Annotated in this window: 26 protein-coding genes; 15 read left to right on the top strand and 11 right to left on the bottom strand. The window is 71.4% G+C overall.

The window, feature by feature from the left end:
- Both KIK05_RS13695 and KIK05_RS13690 read right to left on the bottom strand, forming a co-directional pair.
- On the bottom strand, positions 1-141 hold a 141-nt coding region (locus tag KIK05_RS13695; protein WP_214411068.1), incomplete at its 3' end, for an ArsR family transcriptional regulator.
- 287 nt (positions 142-428) lie between these two features.
- On the bottom strand, positions 429-1,247 hold the full coding sequence (locus KIK05_RS13690; protein ID WP_214411038.1) for a helix-turn-helix transcriptional regulator: 819 nt from the start codon (positions 1,245-1,247) through the stop codon (positions 429-431).
- Positions 1,248-1,331: 84 nt separating this feature from the next.
- On the opposite strand from KIK05_RS13690, the gene KIK05_RS13685 reads away from it, so the two are divergent.
- Positions 1,332-2,174, top strand: coding sequence for an NAD(P)H-binding protein (locus KIK05_RS13685; protein ID WP_214411037.1), 843 nt, complete (start codon positions 1,332-1,334; stop codon positions 2,172-2,174).
- Positions 2,175-2,375: 201 nt separating this feature from the next.
- Positions 2,376-3,557 (top strand): cysteine desulfurase family protein, encoded by a 1,182-nt coding sequence (locus KIK05_RS13680; RefSeq protein ID WP_214411036.1) that lies wholly within the window; start codon positions 2,376-2,378, stop codon positions 3,555-3,557.
- A gap of 90 nt (positions 3,558-3,647) precedes the next feature.
- On the opposite strand, the gene KIK05_RS13675 is transcribed toward KIK05_RS13680, so the two are convergent.
- Positions 3,648-4,220, bottom strand: coding sequence for a YbhB/YbcL family Raf kinase inhibitor-like protein (locus tag KIK05_RS13675; RefSeq protein ID WP_214411035.1), 573 nt, complete (start codon positions 4,218-4,220; stop codon positions 3,648-3,650).
- A gap of 23 nt (positions 4,221-4,243) precedes the next feature.
- Complete coding sequence (locus tag KIK05_RS13670) at positions 4,244-5,119, bottom strand: CE1 family esterase (protein ID WP_214411034.1); 876 nt, start codon at positions 5,117-5,119, stop codon at positions 4,244-4,246.
- Positions 5,120-5,186: 67 nt separating this feature from the next.
- On the opposite strand from KIK05_RS13670, the gene KIK05_RS48100 reads away from it, so the two are divergent.
- A complete protein-coding gene (locus tag KIK05_RS48100) occupies positions 5,187-5,633 on the top strand; it encodes a MarR family winged helix-turn-helix transcriptional regulator (protein ID WP_284681304.1) in 447 nt (148 codons plus the stop codon).
- A 57-nt stretch (positions 5,634-5,690) separates the two neighbouring features.
- Here the strand turns inward: KIK05_RS48100 and KIK05_RS13660 are convergent, their stop codons facing one another.
- Positions 5,691-6,098 (bottom strand): hypothetical protein, encoded by a 408-nt coding sequence (locus tag KIK05_RS13660; RefSeq protein ID WP_214411069.1) that lies wholly within the window; start codon positions 6,096-6,098, stop codon positions 5,691-5,693.
- Positions 6,099-6,111: 13 nt separating this feature from the next.
- Here KIK05_RS13660 and KIK05_RS13655 point away from each other — a divergent pair, with 13 nt between their 5' ends.
- From KIK05_RS13655 to KIK05_RS13645, 3 genes are all read left to right on the top strand, one after another.
- A complete protein-coding gene (locus KIK05_RS13655) occupies positions 6,112-7,167 on the top strand; it encodes an MFS transporter (protein WP_308249898.1) in 1,056 nt (351 codons plus the stop codon).
- 140 nt (positions 7,168-7,307) lie between these two features.
- Positions 7,308-8,150, top strand: a complete 843-nt coding sequence (locus KIK05_RS13650; protein ID WP_214411033.1) for an SDR family NAD(P)-dependent oxidoreductase — start codon at positions 7,308-7,310, stop codon at positions 8,148-8,150.
- A gap of 172 nt (positions 8,151-8,322) precedes the next feature.
- A complete protein-coding gene (locus KIK05_RS13645) occupies positions 8,323-9,219 on the top strand; it encodes an RNA polymerase sigma-70 factor (protein ID WP_214411032.1) in 897 nt (298 codons plus the stop codon).
- 67 nt (positions 9,220-9,286) lie between these two features.
- Here the strand turns inward: KIK05_RS13645 and KIK05_RS13640 are convergent, their stop codons facing one another.
- Positions 9,287-10,111: an NAD(P)H-binding protein gene (locus KIK05_RS13640; RefSeq protein ID WP_214411031.1), complete on the bottom strand. Its 825-nt coding sequence runs from the start codon at positions 10,109-10,111 to the stop codon at positions 9,287-9,289.
- Positions 10,112-10,251: 140 nt separating this feature from the next.
- Between KIK05_RS13640 and KIK05_RS13635 the strand changes: the two genes are divergently transcribed.
- From KIK05_RS13635 to KIK05_RS13625, 3 genes are all read left to right on the top strand, one after another.
- On the top strand, positions 10,252-10,722 hold the full coding sequence (locus KIK05_RS13635; RefSeq protein ID WP_214411030.1) for a MarR family winged helix-turn-helix transcriptional regulator: 471 nt from the start codon (positions 10,252-10,254) through the stop codon (positions 10,720-10,722).
- Between the two features lie 15 nt (positions 10,723-10,737).
- Positions 10,738-12,006, top strand: a complete 1,269-nt coding sequence (locus tag KIK05_RS13630; RefSeq protein ID WP_250562713.1) for an epoxide hydrolase family protein — start codon at positions 10,738-10,740, stop codon at positions 12,004-12,006.
- 212 nt (positions 12,007-12,218) lie between these two features.
- The gene (locus KIK05_RS13625; protein WP_214411028.1) at positions 12,219-12,698 is read left to right on the top strand and encodes a DnaJ family domain-containing protein; all 480 of its coding nucleotides are present in this window, start codon (positions 12,219-12,221) and stop codon (positions 12,696-12,698) included.
- Positions 12,699-12,971: 273 nt separating this feature from the next.
- Here KIK05_RS13625 and KIK05_RS13620 read toward each other — a convergent pair whose 3' ends face one another.
- Both KIK05_RS13620 and KIK05_RS13615 read right to left on the bottom strand, forming a co-directional pair.
- Entirely contained in the window at positions 12,972-13,496 is a 525-nt protein-coding gene (locus tag KIK05_RS13620; RefSeq protein WP_214411027.1) for a GNAT family N-acetyltransferase, read from the bottom strand.
- Positions 13,497-13,634: 138 nt separating this feature from the next.
- Positions 13,635-14,885, bottom strand: coding sequence for an MFS transporter (locus tag KIK05_RS13615; protein ID WP_250562711.1), 1,251 nt, complete (start codon positions 14,883-14,885; stop codon positions 13,635-13,637).
- A gap of 56 nt (positions 14,886-14,941) precedes the next feature.
- Here KIK05_RS13615 and KIK05_RS13610 point away from each other — a divergent pair, with 56 nt between their 5' ends.
- The 6 genes from KIK05_RS13610 (at position 14,942) to KIK05_RS13585 (ending at position 18,887) form a co-directional block, all read left to right on the top strand.
- Positions 14,942-15,841 carry a LysR family transcriptional regulator gene (locus KIK05_RS13610; RefSeq protein WP_214411026.1) on the top strand — a complete coding sequence of 300 codons (900 nt, stop codon included), beginning with the start codon at positions 14,942-14,944 and terminating at the stop codon, positions 15,839-15,841.
- A gap of 76 nt (positions 15,842-15,917) precedes the next feature.
- A complete protein-coding gene (locus KIK05_RS13605) occupies positions 15,918-16,295 on the top strand; it encodes an MmyB family transcriptional regulator (RefSeq protein WP_308249897.1) in 378 nt (125 codons plus the stop codon).
- An 81-nt stretch (positions 16,296-16,376) separates the two neighbouring features.
- A complete protein-coding gene (locus KIK05_RS13600; RefSeq protein WP_214411024.1) occupies positions 16,377-17,003 on the top strand; it encodes an FMN-dependent NADH-azoreductase in 627 nt (208 codons plus the stop codon).
- Positions 17,003-17,488: a TIGR03618 family F420-dependent PPOX class oxidoreductase gene (locus KIK05_RS13595; RefSeq protein WP_214411023.1), complete on the top strand. Its 486-nt coding sequence runs from the start codon at positions 17,003-17,005 to the stop codon at positions 17,486-17,488. The genes KIK05_RS13600 and KIK05_RS13595 overlap by 1 nt, the downstream gene beginning before the upstream one ends.
- Positions 17,485-18,189: a DsbA family oxidoreductase gene (locus KIK05_RS13590; protein WP_214411022.1), complete on the top strand. Its 705-nt coding sequence runs from the start codon at positions 17,485-17,487 to the stop codon at positions 18,187-18,189. Before KIK05_RS13595 ends, KIK05_RS13590 begins: the two co-directional genes overlap by 4 nt.
- A complete protein-coding gene (locus KIK05_RS13585) occupies positions 18,186-18,887 on the top strand; it encodes an MBL fold metallo-hydrolase (RefSeq protein ID WP_214411021.1) in 702 nt (233 codons plus the stop codon). Before KIK05_RS13590 ends, KIK05_RS13585 begins: the two co-directional genes overlap by 4 nt.
- Before the next feature lie 108 nt (positions 18,888-18,995).
- On the opposite strand, the gene KIK05_RS13580 is transcribed toward KIK05_RS13585, so the two are convergent.
- From KIK05_RS13580 to KIK05_RS13570, 3 genes are all read right to left on the bottom strand, one after another.
- A complete protein-coding gene (locus tag KIK05_RS13580) occupies positions 18,996-19,613 on the bottom strand; it encodes a DUF1697 domain-containing protein (protein ID WP_214411020.1) in 618 nt (205 codons plus the stop codon).
- Complete coding sequence (locus KIK05_RS13575) at positions 19,610-19,816, bottom strand: hypothetical protein (protein ID WP_214411019.1); 207 nt, start codon at positions 19,814-19,816, stop codon at positions 19,610-19,612. Before KIK05_RS13575 ends, KIK05_RS13580 begins: the two co-directional genes overlap by 4 nt.
- Before the next feature lie 145 nt (positions 19,817-19,961).
- Positions 19,962-20,570, bottom strand: coding sequence for a TetR family transcriptional regulator (locus KIK05_RS13570; RefSeq protein WP_214411018.1), 609 nt, complete (start codon positions 20,568-20,570; stop codon positions 19,962-19,964).
- Between the last annotated feature and the right edge of the window lie 76 nt (positions 20,571-20,646).

Here is a 20,646-nt window from a genome sequence, read left to right as displayed (position 1 = left end):
CTGTTCCAGCAGGGCGTCGAGCCGCTGCGACACCGTCGACCTGGCCAGGCCGGTGAGCTGCATCAGCTCCGCCCGGGTACGGGCGCGGCCGTCGCGCAGGATCGTCAGGAGCGCGCCTGCGCCGGCGGTCTCGGAGATCACTTCGGCATTCCCCCCCTCTCACTAACGATGATCTCACATGCCGTTATGACGGTTGTACAACGCCTTTTGCTTGACCGTCGTCGTAAACCCGGCTTTAACATCCGCGATATGAACCAGAAACGCCGCCCAACCAGCAGAAGTTCACGCTGGGATCGTCGGAGCGTCCTGGTGCTGGAGAACACCCGGTGGAGCCCGGCCACGATGCCACCGGCCGTGGCCATTCCCTGATCGCCTATCTGGGCGTCGGCGACGGCGGATCTGCGAGCGTCGCGCCTGGTTGATCGAGCTCAAGGAGAACGACTACCGCTGAGTGACCGCAGGCGCTGGAGCGCGCGGTGCGAGGGCGTGCCCGGGGCCGCCGTGTAGAGGACGATGCGATGATCGCCGCCAGGCAGGGGCAGGATGTCGCAGTCGAGCTCCAACTCCCCCACCACCGGGTGCGCGGCTCGCTTCGTCACGGTCCGCCGCACCTCGATGTCCTGCGCCGCCCACAGCTCGGCGAACAGCGGGCTGACCGCCGTCAGCTCGTCCACGATCAGCCGGACCTGCGCGTCGTCAGGGTAGCGGCCGCCGGCCCGCAGATCGGCGACGACCTGGCGGGCCAGCCCGGCATGGTCGCCCAGCAGGGCGGGCGCGCCGCCGAACAGCCAGCGCAGCGTGTTGCGCTCACGGCGCGGTCTGGCCGCCGGGTCGCCGATGAGCGCGACCAGCATCCTGTTCCAGGCGAGCAGGTCCCAGCAGACGTTGACGACCATGGCGGGAACCTCGTCGAGGCGCTCCAGCAGGCGCAGCGCGTTCTCGGGAACCTCCGGCGCGGAACCGGTCCGGACCTGGGCCTGGCCACCCATCCGCAGCAGATAGTCGTGCTCGTCGCGGGTCAGCCGCAGGGTGCGGCTCAGCGCGGCGAGCACCTGCGCGGACGGCCGCGGGCCGCGGCCCTGCTCCAGCCGGATGTAGTAGTCGGCCGAGATCCCGGCCAGCAGCGCGACCTCCTCGCGCCGCAGGCCCGGTGTCTGGCGTCGGCCGCCGGCCGCGAGCCCCACCTCTTCCGGCCTGACCCGCCCGCGCCGGCTTCGCAGAAACCTGCCCAGCTCCTCCTTGTTCATCGCCTTCCATCATGGCCTGGTATCACCGGTCCCAGGCCCACCGGGGCCTACCCTCCGTCCGGGCCGCGCCGCCAGCCTGGTCGCATGACGATTCTGGTCACCGGAGCGCGCGGGCACATCGCGCGCGGCCTCATACAGCAACTTCTCGCCACGGGACAGCCCGTCCGCGCGGCCGGCCGGAACCCGGGCGCGGCCCGGCCGCCCGCCGGGGTGGACGCGGTGCTCTGCGACCTCGCCGACCCGGACACTTTCGACACCGCGCTCACCGGCGTCACCAAGGTCTTCCTGTACGCCGAGCCACGCGGCCTGGACGACTTCCTCGCCAGGGCGGCGACCGCCGGGGTGCAGCACATCGTCCTGCTCTCGGCGCTGCTCACCGACCCGGCCTCGACCGACGCGATCAGCCGCATCCACCGCGATGCCGAGCAGGCGGTGGCCCGCTCGGGAATCGCCTGGACGTTCCTGCGCCCCGGCGCCTTCGCCACCAACACCCTGCAGTGGGCGCCCTCGGTGCGGGCGGAGGGGGTGGTACGCGACCCGTTCCCGGACTCGCGGTCGGCCCCCGTGCACGAGGCGGACATCGCGGCGGTCGCCGTACGTGCCCTGACCGAGCCGGGACACCAAGGCGCGGCCTACGCGCTGACCGGGCCGGAGCTGGTCAGCCGCAGACGCCAGGCCGAGCTGATCGGGGAGGCCGTCGGCCGTCCGGTGCGCTTCGCCGTGCAGGACCTGGAAGAGTACCGCGAGGAGCTGAGCGCCTGGACGACGCCCCAGGTCGCCGACGCGGTGATCAGGGAGTCCGCCGCCGCCGTCGACCGTCCCACGCCGGTCACCGACACGGTCCAGAAGGTCACCGGCCGCCCCGCCCGCACCTACGGCGAGTGGGCCCGCGACCACGCCGGGGACTTCCGCGACGAGCCCTCATGACGGTGGCCGGGGCCGGACGAGGCGACGCCACCGGGCGTCGGCGGAGCCCGGCCCTGGTGCCGGTGCCGGCTGAACGGCGGCCCTGACCCCGCGCACGGCCGGTCGTCCGGTGACCCGGCGGGCGGCGAACAGGTCACATCCGCCGTGTTCCATGCCGTTCGATGGAATCATGGACGACGTGATCACGGCCGGAGCGACAGCATGACCGCCCGTCCGGCCTGGCGGCCGGTCCCCCATCCGGGGCTGGCCGGCGGGCCCGTCTACCTCGACTACAACGCCACCACCCCCGTCGACCCGCGGGTGGCCGAGGCGATGACACCGCATCTGACCACGCTGTTCGGCAACCCCTCCAGCGCCCATCCCTACGCGCGGCGGCCCCGTGCCGCCCTCGAGCATGCCCGAGGTCAGGTCGCCGAGCTGCTCGGCGCCCGCCCGCGCGAGATCGTCTTCACCGCCTCCGGCTCGGAGGCCGACCTGCTCGCCCTGCGCGGCGCGGTCATCGCCGCAGGCCGCCCGCGCCCGCAGGTGATCACTCAGGCCACCGAGCACCCGGCCGTGCTCCAGACCTGCCACGCGCTGGAACGCCTGCACGGCGCCCGCGTGACGGTGCTGCCGGTCGACGGCGACGGCCTGGTGGACCCGGCCGCGCTGACCGCCGCCCTGGACGAGGACACGGTGCTGGTGTCGGTGATGGCCGCCAACAACGAGACCGGTGTCCTGCAGCCGGTCGCCGCCCTCGCCGCGCTCGCCCACGAGTACGGGGCGCTGCTGCACTGTGACGCCGCCCAGGCCGTCGGGAAGATCCCGGTCGACGTCCGGGCACTCGGGGTGGACCTGCTCACCGTGGTCGGGCACAAGATGTACGCCCCCAAGGGCGCCGCCGCCCTGTACGTACGCGACGGCGTGGCCCTGGAACCGGTCGTCTACGGCGGCGGCCAGGAACGCGGCCTGCGTGCAGGCACCGAGAACGTCGCCCTGGCCGTGGCCCTCGGCACGGCCGCCGAGCTCGCCGCCCGCTCCCTCGACGGCGGCGAGGGAGCCCGCCTGGCCGCGCTGCGCGACGACCTCCACCAGAGGCTGGCGGACGGCCTGCCCGGCCGGGTCCACCTGAACGGATCCGCCGAGCAGCGGCTGCCGAACACCCTGAACGTCAGCATCGACGGCGTCCTCGGGCACGAACTGCTCGCGGCGGCGCCGCAGATCGCGGCCTCCACCGGGTCGGCCTGCCACAGCGGCACGCACACCCCCTCCCCTGTCCTGACCGCCATGGGCCTGGACGCCGATCGCGCCCTCGCCGCGGTGCGGCTGTCGCCGGGCCGATGGAGCACGCCCGCGGACATCGAGACGGCGGCGGCCGCGCTGATCAAGGCGGCCGCCGGGTGAGCGTCACCGGCCCACCGTGAAACCGGCCGGCGGGACAGACGTGCCCAGCCCACCGCACCGGTTCAATCGCCGATGCCCGTCGCGAGGGCGTCAGGCGCGTTCGTACCAGCCGTCGAGACGGCCGCGGGCGAGGACGTCACCGGCTGCGGCCAGCACGTCGCGGGGCCTGGCCGACTCCAGCGCGGCGCCGCCGGCCGCTCGGGTGACCGGTTTCGCCAGGGCGAAGAGCTGGAACACGTATCGGTGCGGGCCGTGCCCCTTGATCGGCGCCGGGCCGTGGTAGCCGCGGCCCACGCCCGAGCGCAGCAGGCGCACGCCGTCGGGCGGGTCGACGTCGTTGAGCGCCCCTTGGGCGACGCCGGTCACCGAGGGGTCCAGCAGGGCGACGCAGTGGATGAACGGCGCGGGGGTCGGCGCGTCGGGGTCCTCGACGACCAGCAGCAGCCGTGCCGCGCCCTCGGGTACGGAGGTCCAGGTCAGGGCCGGTGACAGGTCTTCGCCACCGGCTCTCTTCGCGGCGTGGACGGTCGGGATCGTCGTCTCGTGCGCGAAGTCCGGACTGCTCAGTGCCAGCGTGTCCGCGCCCGCGAGGTTCGGTGCGTTCCAGGCGAGGCCCGCTTGCCCGGCTCGACGGTTCTTCAGCAACTTGCCCAGCACTGCCATGGTCTCTCCTTATTGGGGTCGGGTCACAGCCGCCGGGTGTCCGCGGGGATGAACAGGGCTTCGGCGAAGCGGCAGATCTCCTCGGCCGCGTCGAACTCCTGGCTGGTCGGCTCGGCCCACTCGGGTGAGGCCGGCGCGCCCGGCCAGGAGTGGCCGCCTCCGAGCACCGTCCAGGCGACGACCCGGGTTCCGCCGGCGCCGGCGTCCGTCGTCGTGCGGCTGGAGAACTCGGTGGTGTGGGTCCGGCCCGGTCCGGGCGGGCATCCGTCGATGGCGCGCCAGCGCTCGGCGGTCTCCTGGAGGGACAGCGTGCGGCCGCGGAGTTCCCCGTCCGGTCCTCGGTGCCGGGAGTATCCGCCCTCGATCGGTGAGACCTGGTCGGCCGTGCCGTGAATCAGCAGTGCCGACACCGCGTGTGCCGGCTGAAGGCCGCTCAGGGCCGCGGGCAGCCCACCGGCGACGGCCGCCAGCACCGGCACCCGATCGCTCGCCTCCAGCGCCAGCCGGTGAGCCATGAACGCGCCGTTGGAGATTCCCGCCACCACGGCCCCGTCGGGCGACGTGCCGCACCGCTCGGCCGACCAGTCGATCAGGGCGCGGAGGAACGCGACGTCATCGACGCCCGCCTCGTCCGCCGTGGTGACTCCGCGGCCGTCCGCCCAGCACCCCCCGTGGCCGTCGGGATAGGCGATCGCCATGCCCCACGCGTCCGCCTGCCGGTCGAAGGTGGTCAGCTCGCGCATGATCGCTCCTCCGAGGCCGGGATGGTTGCCGTGCAGCGCGAGAACGAGCGGCACCCGCCGGTCGTCCGGCGCCGCTCGGGGCAGCCGGATCGTGAAGCTGCGGTCCCTTCCGCCGATCCTCATCTCGCCGGCGACGAGGTCGCCATCAGCCGTCATCGCGAGCCCCCACTCTCCACTGAAATTACGCAATCTAACTGCGCAGTTTTGCTGTACTCTAACGGATATGACAGGGAACACGACACCCCCGGCGGGCGACGCGGCGGCGATCGCCGATGAGCTGCAGATGGTGGTCGGCGCGCTGGTGCGGCGGATGCGCGCGGTGTCGCCGGGTCGTGAAGTGACGCTGTCGCAGGTCTCGATCCTCAAGCGGCTCGACCGCGAGGGGGCGCACACCGTCGCCGACCTCGCCCGGCTGGACAAGATCACTCACCAGTCGGTCACCGTCTCCGTGGCCGGCCTGGTCGAGCGGGGGCTGGTGCACCGCGTCCCCGACCGGAGCGACCGGCGGCGCAAGCTACTGGTCATCACGGACGAGGGCAGGCGATTGCTGGCCGAACGCCGGGACGCGGGCCACGAGAACCTCACCGAGGCGATCGCCGCCCGGCTCACCGCCGCCGAGCAGGCACGCCTGTCCGGCGCACTCGTGCTGCTCCGCCGGCTGCTCGATTGAGAACACCGGCTCCGTGAGCGTGAAGCGGATCCGCCACGGATTCCGCGACGTGCTCCCCTACCGCTCCACCGTGGAAGGCCGGCGGTTTCGGACCCGACCGGTCAGCACCGATCGGACCGTTTCGGTCACCATGTCGGCGGCCTCCTGAGGGGCCAGGCGTCCCGCGCGGACCTGGTCGGCCGCGCCGTGCAGGATGTAGTGGGCGACGCTGACCAGCCAGTCGGACGGCAGGTCGGTACGGAAGACGCCCTGCCGCTGGCCGCGGCGCACGAGGTCGGCCATGCGCTGGGCGGGCTGGTCGTGCAGTTCCCGCACCCGCCCCGCCGGGAGCACGTCCTCGGCGGCGGTCAGCAGGGCCGCGGACTCGGCCACCAGTTTCCAGCTCGAGGCCAGCAGGCGGGTCATGGCCTCGCCGGCGTCTCCCGACAGGTCGAGGGCCGACAGGGTCCGCTCGCCGACCCGCAAGGCGGGCGTGCTGGTGGGCGGCCGGATCGCCCAGGGGGCCGGGGCGGCGCTGCTGTCGCCCGCGGCGCTGTCCCTGGTGGTGGCGCTGTTCGACGGCCAGGAGCGGAACAAGGCGCTGGGCGTGTGGTCCGCGCTCGGCGGCGGGGGCGCCGCCCTCGGCGTCCTGCTCGGCGGCCTGCTGACCGCCGGCCCCGGATGGCCGTGGGTGTTCCACGTCAACGTCCCCATCGGGCTGGTGATCATCGTGGCGCTGGCCGCCCTGCTGCCGGCGCGGCGCGTGTCCGCGGCACGACCCGGCCTCGACGTCCTCGGCGCCGTCATGGTGACGGCGTCCTCGGCGTCGTTGATCTACGCTCTGATCGCCGCCGGCGAGCACGGATGGCTCACCGCGCTCACCGGGTGGCTCACGTTGGCGGCCGCCGTGGGGTACACGGTGTTCGTGCTGTGGCAGCGGCGCGCACGCTCGCCGCTGATGGACGTCCGGCTGCTGGCCCGGCGGCCCGTGGCCACCGGCGCGTTCCTCATCTGGATGGCCACGGCACTGATGATCGCGGTGTTCTTCCTCGGCACCTTCTACTTCCAGCACGCCCGCGGGTACGGCGCGATGCGGACCGGGCTGCTGTTCCTGCCGGTGGCGCTGGCCACGATGGCCGGGGCGAGTCTGACCGGACGCCTGATCGGCCGCTACGGCGCCCGCGTGCCGGCCGTCACGGGTCTGGTCGTCGCGGCGGTCGGCATGGCCGTCGCGGCGATCTCGATGCATCCGGTCGGCGTCGTGGCCGGTGTGGCCGTCGCGGCGGCGGGCACCGGCGCGATGTTCGTCGTCGCCTCGGCGACCGCGCTCGGCCAGGTGGCGCCGCACGAGGCCGGGATCGCCTCCGGCATCGTGAGCACCTTCCACGAGTTCGGCGCCTCCTTCGGCGCCGCGGGCGTGTCCAGCGTGGCGGCCGCCAGCCTGGACGGAACCACGTTGAGCGGCTTCACCCGCGGGTTCGTCGTGGCCGCGGCCGCGGCGGCGGCCGGTGCCGTCGCGGCGGCCCTGATGGCCCCCGGCCGTCCGCACCGCTGACGGCGCTCACAGGAGAGACGCAGGTCACACTCGAAGGGTGTTACATCTTCGCCGGGTCGCGTGTCTTGGGGGGTGGAACAGCAGAAAGCGGTCACCGGGCGTCCCTCCTGGACCGCCCCACAGCAGAACGGAACGACATCATGAGCAAGGTCTGGTTCGTCACCGGTTCGTCGCGCGGCCTCGGCCGTGACTTCGTCGAGGCCGCCCTGTCCCGGGGTGACAAGGTGGCCGCCGCCGCCCGGAACGCCGCGAGCCTTGACGAGCTGGTCGCCACGTACGGCGACGCGGTGCTCCCGCTCGAGATGGACGTGACCGACAAGGCCGCCGTCTTCGAGAGCGTGAAGCGGGCCAGGGAGCACTTCGGCCGGCTCGACGTCATCGTCAACAACGCCGGATACGCCCAGATCGGCGCGGTCGAGGAGCTGAGCGAGCGGGAACTGCGCGACCAGATGGAGACCAACCTGTTCGGCGCGGTGTGGGTGATCCAGGCCGCGCTGCCGTACCTGCGCGAGCAGCGCTCGGGGCACATCATCCAGCTGTCCTCGGCGGCCGGGATCATCGCCATGCCGCTCGGCGGCGCGTACCACGCCTCCAAGTGGGCCCTGGAGGGCCTGAACGAGGCCCTCGCCGGCGAGGTGGCCGACTTCGGCGTCAAGGTGACCATCATCGAGCCCGGCGGTTTCGCCACCAGGTCCGGCAAGAACCCCGACCCGCTCGCCAACGGGCACCTGGCCCGGACCGACCCCGCCTACGACGCCCTGCGCCGGCGCCTGGGCGCGGTCGCCGGAAAGCAGCCCGCCGGCGACCCCGCCGCCGCGGCCCAGGCGCTCCTCAAGCTCGTCGACTCCGACAACCCGCCCCTGCGGGTGCTCTTCGGCCAGGGCTTCTACCCGTTGATCCAGAAGGCCTACGCCGACCGGCTCAAGACCTGGGCCGACTGGCAGGACCTGTCGGCCCAGGCTCACGGCGGCTGCGACCGGTGACCCGCCGGGTCCTGAGCCGGAGCGGCTCCGGCGGCGCCCCTTGTCGCGGGGCGCCGCCGGGGCGGAGGCGTTCGGCACGGCCCGGTGAGCGACGGACGGAGGACCCGGCCGTGCATGCAGGCTTGTATGCGTTCGGCCACCAGGGCAGGCGAAGAAGGAGAAGGACCAGGACATGAGCGACCAGGCCACCAACGCGGCGACCGAGACTTTCCTCGCCTACCGCAACCTGTTGTTCACCGTCGCGTACGAGATGCTCGGATCGGCGGCCGACGCCGAGGACGTCCTGCAGGAAACCTGGCTGCGATGGGTCAAGGCCGACCTGGCACAGGTGCAGGACCAGCGCGCCTACCTGATCCGGATCACCACCCGGCAGTCGCTCAACCGCCTGCGCAGCATGAAGAGCCGCAAGGAGGCGTATGTCGGCCCCTGGCTGCCCGAGCCGCTGCTCACCGCGCCGGACGTGGCCGACGACGTCGAACTCGCCGAGAGCGTGTCGATGGCGCTCATGCTCGTCCTGGAGACGCTGTCGCCGACCGAGCGCGCCGTCTTCGTGCTGCGTGAGGCCTTCGACGTCGGCTACGACGAGATCGCGGCCGCCGTCGGCAAGAGCCCCGCGGCCGTGCGCCAGATCGCCTACCGCGCCCGCCGGCACGTCGACGCCCGCCGCCCTCGCGAGGTCGTCTCCTCCAGCGAGGCCTGGGCGGCTCTGGAGTCGTTCCAGCGCGCGCTCGCGCTCGGCGACCTGCAAGGTCTGCTCGACGTGCTCGCCCCCGAGGTGGTCCTGGTGAGCGACGGCGGCGGCGTCAAGCAGGCCGCGCCGCGGCCCATCATCAGCGCCGACAAGGTGGCCCGCTTCATCCTCGCCGGCCCCAGCAAGGCCCAGGTCACGCTCACGAGTGACCCCACCGTGGTCAACGGCGGCCCGGCGCTCATCATCCGGGTGGACGGCGAGGTCGACGGCGTCATCGCCGTCCGTGTCGAGGGCGCCCGCATCACGGGCCTCTACTATGTCCGCAACCCGCAGAAGCTGACCCGCATCGACGCCGAGACCCCGCTCGCCCTGCGATGAACGGCGGTGGCCCGACAGCCGGGCACCGCACCTGGTGGACGCACCGCGGGCCAGCGGCGACCGCCGCTCAGCGGAACTCGCCGGCGTGCTCCCGCGCCCACTGGGCGAATCCGCGCGCCGGCGCGCCCGTGATCCGCTCGACGGTGTCGGTGGTCAGCTCCGAGCGGGGACGAGCGGTGGCGGCCAGCAGTGCCTCCACCAACGCCGGCGGGCGTCCGTCGGCGAGCATCTGCCGCCGCGCCTCCTCCGCCGGAACGGGCTGGAACCGCAGCGGCCGTTCCAGCGCCTCGCCGAGCAGCCGCACCTGGTCGGCCCTGCTCAGCACCTGCGGTCCGGTCAGCACATGGGTGCCTCCCGCGTGCCGGTCGTCGGTGAGCACCCGCGCGGCCACCTCGGCGATGTCGTCCTCGTGGACGACCGCCGTCCCCGCGATGTCCGGGCCGCGCACCACGTCACCGGCGCGGACCTGCCCGATCCAGCCTCGGGCGTTGGAGGCGATGGTGTCGGCGCGCAGCACGGTCGCGGCGACCCCGGTCTCGGCGATCAGCCGCTCCAGATCGGCGTGCATCTGATTGATCGGGTCGCCCTGCCGCCGCGCGTCGTCGGCCACCCCGGCCGATGACAGGTACACCAGCCTCCGCGCGCGGTGCGCGATCGCCTTGACGACCTGGTCGGCACCATCGGCCGTCAGGAAAGGCCACACCAGGAAGACGGCGTCCACGTCCCGCAGCGGGTCCTCGAGACCGGCGGGATCCGCCAGATCACCCGCCGCCACCTCGACCCGCGGCGGGAGTTCCGCCGTCGCCGTGCGTACCAGCGCGCGCACCGTGACGTTCTCGGACAGAAGACGGGCCAGCACCCGCCGCCCCACGTTCCCGGTCGCGCCGGTCACCAGAATCCTGTGCATGCTGCGTGCAACCGACAGCGCCAGGGCGATCATCCCGCTGTGGCGAACGTCATGCCGGGTTCCGGGCGGTGCGGCCGGGCGAATTGCAGCAGAAACTTAAATAAGTTTCTGATACAGTTCGGCACGTGTCCCCGGAGACCCACCCCGCCGACCTGAGCGTCGCCGACCTGACCCGCGTGATGGAGGACTTCACCCGGATGTCCATCCGTCTGCCGTCGGTGCAGCGGCTGAGCTTCACGACCCTGTCCGTGCTCCACACGCTGGAGCGCGGCGGCCCGAAGCGGCTCAGCGAGCTGACCGCCAGCGAACAGGTCACGCAGTCGGCGATCACCCAGATCGTGACCAAGCTGGAGCGCGAGGGCCTGGTGGAGCGCCGGCCGGACCCGTCGGACGGCCGCGCCGTCCTCGTCCACGTCACGGCCGCGGGCGCCGCGGTCGTGGACGGACGGCGGGCCGAGCGCATGGAGCACCTGGCGGAACTCGCCGAAGGGCTCACGGAGGCGGAAAGGGCGGCCATCACGGCGGCCCTGCCCGCTCTGGCGCGCCTGGTCGACCTCAACGCGCGACGTGAGCGCGACGCGCGCCACCGACCCTGAACTGGAGGCATGACCATGTCGGAGACAGCAGCGGCATCCGTCCGCCACGAGGGGGGCGCCGAGGCCCGGCCGTTCCCGTTGAAGCCGGAGCCGATCCACGTGCCCGACGACGTGCTCACCGACCTGCGGCAGCGCCTGGAGCTGACCCGCCTGCCGGACGACGTGGGCAACGAGGACGGCTACTACGGCGTACGCGCCTCCTACCTGCGAGAACTCGTCGACTACTGGCGTACCGAATACGACTGGCGCAAGGCCGAGGCCGCGATCAACGCCTACGAGCACTACCGCGTCGAGGTCGACGGCGTGCCGGTGCACTTCATGCGCAAGCCCGGAGTCGGCCCCGACCCCACACCTTTGATCCTCACCCACGGCTGGCCCTGGACGTTCTGGCACTGGTCCAAGGTCATCGACCCGCTGGCCGACCCGGGAGCGTACGGCGGCGACCCGGCCGAGGCGTTCGACGTGATCGTCCCCTCGTTCCCCGGCTACGGGTTCTCCACCCCGCTGCCGGACAACCCGGACATGAACTTCTGGAAGGTCGCCGACGTCTGGCACACCCTCATGACCCGCACCCTCGGCCACACCAGGTACGCGGCCGCCGGCTGCGACGTGGGGGCCATGGTCACCGGCCAGCTCGGGCACAAGTACGCCGACGAGCTCCACGCCATCCACATCGGCTCCGGCCAGAAGCTCACCCTGTTCAACGGTGACCGGGCCTGGGACCTCAGCGGCGGCCGGCCCATCCCCGACGGCCTGCCCGCCGACGTCCACGCCCGGATCGTGCAGTTGGACAGGCGGTTCGCCGTGCACCTCGCCGCGCACATGCTCGCCCCGAGCACGCTCGCCCACGGACTGTCCGACTCACCGGCCGGGATGCTCGCCTGGATACTCGAACGCTGGGCGTCCTGGAGCGACAACGGCGGCGACATCGAGACCGTCTTCACCAAGGACGACCTGCTCACCCACGCGATGATCTTCTGGGTGACCAACTCGATCGGCACCTCGATCCGCACCTACGCCAACAACAACCGCTACCCGTGGACCCCGTCCCACGACCGGCAGCCGGTCATCGAGGCGCCCACCGGCATCACCTTCGTCGCCTACGAGAACCCGCCCGGCGTCGGCACCGACCAGCGCGTCCAGAACTTCCTCGACGGCGACCGCGCCCCCTGGTACAACCTCGTCAACCTCAACGTCCACGACCGCGGCGGCCATTTCATCCCGTGGGAGATCCCGGACGAGTGGGTGGACGACCTCCGCCGCACCTTCCGCGGCCGGCGGTAGCCCGGACGGTCCGCGCGCCCGGCAGGCCGCCGGGCGCGCGGATCGGCGCTCCTGACAGAAGACCGGCCCGCGGTCAGGGGATCAGGACCGCTGCCGCACCGGTCGGCGAATCCCCTTCGTCCCGCGCGGGCCGAGGCGGTCGCGGGCCCGCCGTGACCGCTGGTTATGCTCGCTGGCAGGTACCGACCGACATGCGATCTGGAGGCGGAACTGTGACAGAGCGGAAACCACCGGGCGTCAGCTTCGAGTCGTGGATCGACAAGCAGATCCGGGAGGCCACCGAGCGCGGCGCGTTCGACGATCTGCCCGGCGCGGGCAAACCCCTGCCCGACCAGGGCAAGCCGTACGAAGAGATGTGGTGGATCAAGCAGAAGCTGCGCTCGGAGGGGCTGTCCTTCCCGCTTCCCGGCACGCTGGCCCTCCGCAAGGAGGCCGAGGAGGCCCTCGCCGCCGCGTTGGGCGCCCGGACGGAGGCCGAGGCGCGCAGGATCGTCGGCGAGATCAACGAGAAGATCGTCGAAGGCATGCGGAAGCCGCTGTCGGGTCCTCCCCTCACCCTCATGCCGTACGACGTCGAAGAGGTCGTACGCGACTGGCGAGCCCGGCAGCCGGCCAGGACCCCGCCCTCCACCCCCGCCCCGCAACCGCGCGCCCGGCGCTCCCTCTTCGGCAGGCTCTCGAAGAGGTCCTGACCCCCACCGGGACCGGTCGCCCAGGGTCTCGTGAAGTGAGCCCGCCGGTCAGGTCGTGCGGGGCCGGTCGTGACGGCGGTCGCCGCGGCGGCACCCGGCGGTGCCGCCGCCGGCCTTCGCGGACCATGGTCAGGAGCTCACGCGCGTCCGGTGCATGCGATCGTCAGGTGGAGGCCGGCCCTCGTACCGGGCGTACTCGGACGATCCCGACAACACCTCCCGTGCCCCAAGGGCTACGGGCCGGCGCGTGACAGGCGAAACTTTCCGGACAGCCTAGTGCTTCTCCGGATCGGCGGAGAAGCGGGCATAGTGCACGAGGACCGGGCGCAGCCCCCGGCGCTCGTAGAGGCGCTGGGCGCCGGAGTTGGCCGCCAGAGTCCCGATGAGCAGATCGCCGATGCCGAGCCTCTTCAGCTCGTCGTCCACTTCGTCCAACAGCAGCGTGCCGATGCCGTTGCCTCGGTCGGCCGGAGCGACGGAGAGCGTCTGAAGCTCCGCGACACGGCTCCCCGTCACCCAGGTATCGTCGGGCCCGGACTGGATCTCTACGAAGGCGTAACCGACCGCCCGGCTGCCACGTTCGGCAAGCAGGATGAACGAGCCCTCCTCCAGGATCCAACGCCGATAACAGGAACGGCGCAGCTCCCAGGAACGCTCGCCCGCGAGGTACGCGAATCCTGGTTGCACGGACTGGTGGTGCTCGTGAAGCGCCAGCCACAGTGGCTCCAGCCGATCGATGAGCTCAGCCCCTCCCTTGCGGAGCGTGATGTCACCATGGGTGGAGCCGGCTTTACTCATCGCGACTTCTTCTCTTTCTTCTCGACGCACGGGGCGAGGCCCCATCTTCCCCCGCGCAGCCCAGTACATCGTCCCCGGGCACCGCCGAGGCCCGCTCGCCTGCGGCCGAGCAGGGCGTGAAAGCCGTCAGGAGCCGGATCAGGCGCGGCCCTTCGATGAACCGGTCGTTCGGCTCCTGCCCGACATGCCCACGATGGCCGCGCTTGCCGCAGCGAGTGCTGCCCCTACCCACATCACCGCGGAGAGCGACACCCCGTCCACGACCCGGCCGCCGGCGAACGAGCCAAGCGCGATGGAGACGTTGAAGGCACCGATGAAGAGCGCCGTGCCCATCTCCCCGCCACCCGACCGCATGATCCATAGTTGCAACGTCACCGACACGCCGCCGTAGCCCAGGCCCCACAGCACGAGCACGATCAGGGGCAGACCGACCAGGGGCAGCGCCGCCGCGGAAAGTGCCACCAGCAGAGCCAGTATCACCAGGACCGGCTTGGGGTTCCTGGCCGCCCGTACGCCTGCCACGAAGTTGCCGGCCACACCCGCGGCCCCGTACAGGAGCAGCGCGGCGCTGACGAAGGCGGGACCGGCATGCGAGACCTGCTCCAGAAACGGCCGGACGTAGGTGTAGGCCGCGAAGTGGCCCGACACGATCAAGACCGTCACGACGAGGACGACCTTGAGCGGACCGGAGAGCCAGGCGAGCCTCCCTTCCGACGTGCGGGCGGGGGTCTCGTGGGGCGACGGCTCGGACGCGCGGGCTCGGGACTCACCAGGCAGAGATGGCAGAGTGGTGGCCAGTAGCGCGACCAGGGCCAGGGCCAGCATCCCCATGGAAATGAACGCGGTCCGCCACCCCGCGAACGACGCGACGAACGCCGCCAGGGGCACCCCCAGTACCGAGGCCACCGACACCCCGGCCATGATGATCGACGTGGCCCGCCCCACGGACCTTTCGGGCACCAGCCGTAGGCCGAGTCCGGCCGCGAAGGCCCAGAACCCGCCGATACTCACCCCGGTCAGCACCCGGGCGGCCAGCATGACGGAGTAGTTCGGCGCGAAGCCACCCAGCAGGTTGGCCACCGCAAGCAGCGTCATCAGCACCAGCAGTGTGACACGCCGGTCGAGCCGCCGGGTGGTGATCGCCAGCACGGGCGCGGAGACGGCGGCGACCAATCCGGGCGCCGACATCATCAGCCCGGCCGTCCCGTCGGAGACGCCCAGGGTGGCGGCGATCGAAGTCAGCAGGCCGACAGGCAGCATCTCGCTGGTCACGATGGTGAAGGTGCCCACCGAGACCGAGGACACGGCGAGCCAGCGCGGCCGGTCGACGGTGGAAACGTCAGTCATGGTCATGCCGGCCAGCTTTCTGCCGACCACCAGCGGGAACAATGGCGAAGCTCGAAGGCTTGGTTTAGGTGAGCTAAAGCGATCAGATGGAGGCGACGATGGAGTTCAGGGAGCTGGAGTGCTTCGTCGTGCTCAGCGAGGAGTTGCACTTCGCACGTACGGCCGAGCGCCTCTACCTGTCACCTGGCCGGGTGAGCCAGCTCATGCGCTCGCTGGAGTCCAGGGTCGGCGGCCGGCTCTTCCACCGGACCAGCAGGCACGTGCGCCTCACACCGTTGGGCGAACGTTTCCTCGCCGACCTGCGCCCCTCCTACGACGGTCTGGTGAACGCGGTCAGCCGGGCCAAGGCGGCCGCCCGCGAGGTGACAGGCGTGATCAGGATCGGCTTCCTGGACACGCCGACGGAGATCGTCACCGACAGCGTGCGCGCTTTTGAGCGCCGGTACCCGGGGTGCGAGGCGGAGCTTGTGGAGATCCCGCTCTCCGACCCCTTCGGAAAGTTGCGGGCCGGGCAGGTGGACATCACGTTCACGCTGCTCCCCGTGGACGAGCCCGACCTGGCGACGAGTGAAGGGCTGAACCGGGTCCCGTACCACCTCGGTGTCTCCTCGCGTCACCCGCTGGCCACCCATGTGAGCATCGCCGCGGAGGAACTGGCCGACGTATCCCTGATCGGCCTGCACGGCTCGGCTACGCGTACGTGGCGCGAGCAGGTGGCACCGTCCGTCACTCCTTCCGGCCGTCCCATTCCCCGGGCCGGTACGGTGGCCACCAGCCAGGAGGGTCTGAGTCAGGTGGCGCTCAATCGGGGCGGCATGTTGTTCTGCACCCCCACGGCGGCTCACCACAGGCGGCCGGACATCAGTTTCGTCCCCGTCGTGGGACTGCCTCCCTCGGTCCTCGGCCTGGCTTGGGTGAAGGCAGTCGAGACAGCGGCGATCCGGGCGTTCAACGAGACGGCCGTCGGGCACGCGGCCCGGAGAGCGGTCCTGGTGTGATTTCTCCCGTGAGAATCGGCCCCGGAAAGACCTCGCCCGCCCCGCTGCAGCGTCGTCCCGCCCCGCACCGCCCCGAGTGACGCACGCCAGCGCCTCGGCCCGGCGGCTGCTGGCGGCCATGAGTGACGTACCGGCCCTCGTCCTGGACCGGCGCAACGACGTCCTCGCATGGAACCAACTGGACCACGCGCTGCTCGCCGGACACCTGGCGCCCGAGAGCCCTGACACACCCGCAACCCATCCCAACGTGACCCGGATGCTGGCCGATGTCGCGCCGCCGGAGCGGCAGGGCTCGGCGGTGGCGCGGGTGTCGCCGGGGTTCAGTCTCGCGATGATTCGCCGCAGTGCGACCTGGGACGGGCTTCCTTCCACGGCGAAGACTGCTCGTTCTTCAGGGCAGCACGGTCGCGGGTGCGGAGGTGCGCGGGCGCGCCGTCCTGGGCCACGCGCTTGACCGAACCGGACCAGAGTCCGTATCGTGTCGTCCAGCCAAGTAAGCGGACCATAGTCCGATAAATTGAGGAGTCGGCACACGATGGGCAAACTGCTGCACATCTCCGCCTCGCCCCGTGGTGAGGCGTCGGAGTCGTTGCGGATCGCGCGGGTGTTCACGGAGGCATACCAGGAGGCCCACCCCGGTGACGAGGTCGAGCACTGGGATCTGTGGGACGGGTCGCTGCCGGACTTCGCCGTCGGGGCCAGGGCGAAGATGACGGTGTTCGGTGGGAACGAGCCGCAGGGCGCCGAGGCCGAGGCGTGGGAGGCGGCACGCAGGACGTTCGAGAGGTTCGACTCCGCCGACCGGCTGCTCTTCAGCGTCCCGATGTGGAACGCGTCGGTGCCGTACGTGCTCAAGCAGTTCATCGACATCGTCAGCCAGCCCGGCTGGATCTTCACCGTCGACCCGGTGACCGGGTACGGCCATCAGCTGGCGGGGCGCGGCAAGCGGGTCGCCGTCGTCTACACCAGCGCGGTATGGGGACCGCCTCTCGGCCCGGAGTTCGGCAGCGATTTCCAGTCGACGTTCTTCGACGACTGGCTTCGCTGGACCGGGCTGACCGATATCCAGGAGATACGGTTCCATCCCACCCTCACCGGCGACTGGGACGAAGCGCGGCGTGAGGCAGACGCGCGGGCCCGGGACATCGCGAAAGTCTTCTGATGGCCCTTTCCGAGGAGGAGGGGCTGCGGCTCGTCCGGGAGTACGGCGCGGCGGAGCGGTGGCTCGCGGTGCTCGTGACGCTGCGGTCGGACGGGCAGCCGTCGGTCAGCGTCGTCAACGCCGGGGTCCTGCCGCATCCGGTGACCGGGACCGCCACGGTAGCCTTCGTGGCACGCGGGGGCACCGCGAAGCTGACGAACCTGCGCCGGGACCCGCACGCCACGCTCGTCTTCCGGGCCGGATGGGAGTGGGTCGCCGTCCGGGGAACCGCCGAGCTCGCCGGTCCCGACGATCCGCTACCGGCAGTCGGCCCCGACCGGCTGCCGGGGCTGCTGCGCGACATCTACCACGCGGCCGGTGGGAACCACTCTGACCTGGCCGAATACGACCGCGTGATGGCTGAGGAGCGCCGTACGGCCGTGCTGCTGTGGCCTACCCGATTCACCACCAATCCCTCTGGTACAGAACATCAGGAGCACGGATGACAACAGATGCTTCCGCGACGCCACCCGTCGCGGCCGGCACGGTGCAGGTCTGGTCGGACCTGCTGTGCCCGTTCGCCTACGTCGGCCTGCTACGGCTGCGCCGGGCGCGCCGGCGGCTCGGGCTGGACGGAGTCGCCCGGCTCGAGCACCGGACGTTTCCCTTGGAGCTGTTCAACGGCCCGCACCCCCGCCGTGGCACCGACACCGAGGCCGTCGGACTGGGGCAGATCGAACCCGAGGCGGAGTTCCGGGTCTGGACCGCCGCCGACGACCTCTACCCCCACACCGTGCTGCTCGCCGCCGAGGCCGTGCACGCCGCGAACGCGCAGAGCCTGGAGGCCGGAGAGGAACTCGACCTCGCGTTGCGCCGCGCGTTCTGGACCCACTCCCGGTCGATCAGCCACCGGCAAGTAATCCTGGAGATCGCGGGCGAACTGGCGGACCGCGTCGTCGACGTGACCGAGCTGGCCACCGCGCTGGACAGCGGCCGGCACCGGGCCGACGTCATGCGCGACTTCGCCATCTCCCAGACCGACGCCATTCCAGGCAGCCCGACCTTCCGCCTCCACGACGGAACCACCGTCAACAACCCTGGCATCCAGGTGCACTGGGAGGGGCCGTGGGCCGCAGGCTTCCCCGTCGTCGACTCCCACGACCCCCACGTGTACGACGACCTGCTCAAACGAGCCGCTCAGTCGTGACCGTCAGGGCCGTGCTGCGGCGGGTCGTCGTCGGCGTGCTGGAGACCAACTGCTGGATCCTGCACGCCCACGGCGACCGCCGGGCACTGATCGTGGACCCAGGAGATGAGCCGGGTCGCGTCCTGGACGCCGTCGCCGACCTGGACGTGGTCGCCGTGCTCCTCACCCACGCACACTTCGATCATGTTCTGGCCGTGCCCGAGGTCGTCGAGGCGCTGGGCGTCCCGGTTCTCGCGCACCCCGCCGACCAGCCCGTATGGCCGCACGAGATCGCGACCGCTCGCCGCACCGGCCACTGGGACGCGGGCACCGCGACGGCCGACATCTCTGCGCGCGATCCCGCTCGGCTGGCTTTCCCCAGTGATGCCCGGCTGTGGGATGGCATGTCCGTACCGATCCTGGACGGCGAGATTCTCCATATCGGCCCCCTGCCGGTCCGTGCCCTGCACACCCCTGGACACACCCCGGGAGGGCTGACACTGGCCGTGGAATCGCACCTGCTCACCGGGGACACCCTGTTCCCCGGCGGGCCGGGACTCACCGGCCCGCCGCTGTCGGACTTCGCGGTCGTCATCCGGTCCGTACGCACGCTTCTCGGGTTTCCCGGCGCGACACGCATCCATCCCGGGCACGGCCCCGACACCACCGTCGCGACCGAACTCCCGCACCTCGACGACTGGATCGCGCGCGGTTGGTAAGCGCGAAGCACCACAAAACCGGTATGGCCGGTGCCGATGGCGGCGATCCGGCCGGGGGGCGGTCCGAGGTTCGGCGCGCAACACGTCGAGCGCCGCGTGGCCGATGCGTCACCGACGACCGGTGAACGCTTTGACGAGGCGCGTGATCGTCCCTGCGGTACGCGTTGTGGCGGGCACCTTGAGTCTCAGCTCCACCTCCGCGGTGGGACTGCCGGCCCGCGCTCCGATCCTTCTGAGGACGCTCAACGCCACCCCGTCGCCGATCTCGATGATCTCGACATCGCCTCGGCCGTTCCTCCAGGGGATCGGGGCCCCGAACTCCTGGACGCCGTCGAAGAAGGTGAACGTCTCGCGGTAGGTGCGTTCGTCGCCGGCGCCGGCGAAGGGATCGCGATCGAGGATCGCCGCGAGCCGGTCAAGGGGACGCACGAACGCGGCATCGGCGTAGCCGCTGACCGTCAGCAGTCGCGGCGCCGCGCGACGTACCACCTCGGCCGGCGCGGCGTCGCCGGTCTCGATCACGACCGTTCCGTTCGTCTGGAACGACCGTGCCGACGACGCTCCCGCCTCGAGCAGCGCGTCCTCCAGTATGGACCGGCTGGGGCTGTTGCGATGGCCCAGGTTCATGTTCCGGTAGAAGACGACGAAGGCTGCAGACATGCGAAAGGAGCTCCAGGTTCTGCGGTGATCAACGGGGCTGTAACCGGTACTTTCCGGCAAGGTCATCGGCGGGCGGCGAAGCACGTGCGGATGCCGGCGAGGAGTCGCGGCCCCTCCTGCGCGGCATGGTGTCCGCCCCTGCCGTACTCCACGAACCCGGTGACCCTAAGCGGATGCCCCCGGTGGCCGTACGCGGCCGGCAGCGGCGTGACCCGCTCCCCCGCCCACGCGCCGAGAGACGAACCGCCGATGAGAACAATGGCCGACACCAGCCGGCTCCTTCCGATCCATGTGCTCCGTCGGCCAGGCTAGGAGGAATTGCGGACACTTTTCGCCCTCTTAAGGATCACGACAGCGATCTCGGCACCATGCTCGACCAGCGAAGCGAACGGGCGCGGCGGAGCCCGTGCCTCCTCACGCGGGCCGGGCGAACGCCTCCCGCAGGAAGGACAGGGCTTTTTCGCACTCCTTCAGGAGAGGGCCGCGCATGCCTGATTCCAGCCAGAAGGTGACCGCGACGCGCATCGCGTCCGTGATGGCGTGCGTGAGCACGTGGGCACGTAGTTCGGTGTCGTGGGTCCTGGGGCCGTCGGCGAGCAGGGCCGTCACGAAATGTTCCTGGCCTCCGCGCCAGACGAGCTGGAACATCCGCGCCTGGAGAGCGGGCACCGTCTGGACCAGGCGGTATCCGCGCAGGGTGCGCGCCGGATCTCCGGCGCTCAGGCCGGCGAGCATCGCGCGCGCCACGAAGTCGACGTCGGTCTCTCCTGGCCGGCGCTCGGCCAGCGCCTCGCGGGTCGCCTCCTCGACACCTTGTCCGCCGAGAAGGACGTCCTCCTTGGCCGGGAAGTAGCGATAGAACGTCCGCGGCGAGACATCGGCCGCCGCCGCGATCTCCTCCACGGACACGGCCTCGTACCCCTTCTCCTCGAAGAGGCGGAGAGCGACATCGATGATCGCTTCCTGGGTGCGCTTCCTCTTGCGCGCGCGCAGGCCGGTGTCCTCACTGCTGCTGGCCCTCATGGCCTCAGCGTAGCGATCAACTGACACTCGCGCCAAATGACAGGATTGCCAAATGGCAGATGTGTCACTAGTGTCC

The organism is Sphaerisporangium fuscum, from assembly GCF_018531465.1.
Lineage (GTDB): Bacteria > Actinomycetota > Actinomycetes > Streptosporangiales > Streptosporangiaceae > Sphaerisporangium > Sphaerisporangium fuscum.
Note: the sequence above shows the minus strand (reverse complement) of the source record. Positions and strands in the feature narration are given on the sequence as shown.